Source organism: Teredinibacter waterburyi (genome assembly GCF_001922985.1).
GTDB classification, from domain to species: Bacteria; Pseudomonadota; Gammaproteobacteria; order Pseudomonadales; family Cellvibrionaceae; genus Teredinibacter; species Teredinibacter waterburyi.
The window spans coordinates 1-1,818 of record NZ_MRUH01000078.1 but is presented as its reverse complement, the minus strand read 5'-3'; the positions used below and the strand labels follow the sequence as shown (position 1 = coordinate 1,818).

The 1,818-nt window shown below is 41.2% G+C and carries 2 protein-coding genes; both read left to right on the top strand.

Going from position 1 to position 1,818, the window contains the following annotated elements:
* Positions 1-642: hypothetical protein (locus IDZ20_RS05885; protein ID WP_223144911.1), on the top strand; the 642-nt coding region annotated here is incomplete at its 5' end.
* A 514-nt stretch (positions 643-1,156) separates the two neighbouring features.
* On the top strand, positions 1,157-1,687 hold the full coding sequence (locus IDZ20_RS05880; RefSeq protein WP_188150501.1) for a hypothetical protein: 531 nt from the start codon (positions 1,157-1,159) through the stop codon (positions 1,685-1,687).
* The last annotated feature ends 131 nt before the right edge of the window (positions 1,688-1,818 follow it).

The window sequence follows — 1,818 nt, the reverse complement described above, 5'->3', positions numbered from 1 at the left end:
AAGCATCAACGCCCCTCTGGGGCTGGACCTCGCTACGCTCGGCCGCTGTTGCAAGCGTTATGTCCAAAAGTTAATTCAACCAAAGGAGAAAAAATGAAAGTTATAAATATATTACTGATTATCGTGGCTTTATCTGGGTGTACATCCATGCAAGTAGCTGAACTCGACCCTGCTACGAAACGATTTCCTACTAAGATACAGGCAACAGTAGTTTCAAGTGTCGATACCGACTTAGATAAAATGAAAAGCCTTCTATTACTACCAGATAATGATTTTGTAAAAGGTCAAATAGGAAATATTGGCTACTTTGATAAAACAATGACTATTGATGATCTGGAAACTCTCATTATTAAAAATAATCTCCAAGATAAAGTTTCTTCCGTTAGAGACAAAATTGGGATAAATAAAGCTTACAAAGAATATAAGCCTTTTCTTTGGTTAAGGATTGATACGAGAGAAGAAGGCAACAAAACGTACGGCCAATTTATACTAACGAAACCGGATACCCTGGAGGACATACTTGTTGTTGAGAAGCATTTTGATTATGTTTGGGCAGGAGTCAATGACAGTAATACATGGTATCCAATGTTTAATGCGATTGTAGATTATATTGATAATAACTCCGAAACGTGGAACAAATAAGACATAACAAAAACAGCCAAGGCGACGCCAAAAAGCGCGCTTGCTGTTGGCGTTATGCGTGGTATTAAACAAAGTGCTTTGTCGGTGGTAGGGTTGTGGTAATTGTCTTTTTAGTTTGTGCCGCTCCAGCAGTGGTGTAGTGAAGTAAATCGCAGTGATGCAGTCAGGGAGTGGCATTCAATTTCTAGTCGGTCGTGTCCGTACTATGTCTCCCATCGTTGTTCTCAGCGTTTTCTTTTTAGGCAGTACCAAATCAAGCTTTATCCAAATCTTCTTGTAGTATTATTTTGGGCTTTTGGTAGTATCTGGTTTTAGTGTCGCTTCGTTTAGGCTAAAGGGCCAGGCTAGCTGGCCCAACGTGTGTGTTACTGGTTTGTGCGGCCTCGCATAACAAGGCGCTCCACCTGACAATTTTTGCTGCGCTCGTTTGTGTATGTCGCGCAGCTCCATTTTACACAAACGCTCACAGCAAAAATTGCAGGTGAGCTTGGCGTTATATTTTAATAGGTATGGAATGAAAAAATATTTTATATTATCGGCTTGTTGTCTAATAGTTTCCTGCGCTGGTTTAAGTGAAAAAGGCACAGTAGTAACGGAACGTCAGAAAGGGGCGGATTTCCTAGGCAATTGGTTTTGTAAGCAAAAACTTGAAGATGAAAAGCTTAGTATGCTACATGACTACGAACTCGTTTTCTTTCCCGACGGTACCTATAGTACCAAAGGTTCAGTTCGATACAATCTAACAGGAAATAGCTCTCTTATCGCATTCAAAGCTTACTACGATGGTTCTTGGACGAACGACGAAAAAAAGCTCACACTGACATATGACAATGTCAGTGTTACTCCGATATCTCACCCTCCACTAGACGCCACGCTGGGTGAGCCCATACGTCAAGCAATGAGTCAACCTACAGAATTTGAAATACTTCATATTGATAGAGGGTATTTCCTAAGATTTAAAGAAATAGGATCAGATGTTCCAATAAAATGCCAATTTTATGGCTGGTTTTATAAGCACCAGAACAACAGCTTGGATAAGTTCTAATATAACAAACGGCTCCACGCAGACGCCCAAACTTACGCTCTTTTTGTGGGTTGCGCTACGCTACACCTTACCACAAAAAGAGCGTAAGTTTGGGCGCTGGTGAGCCGGGCGTTATGCGTCTTAACGGCTGG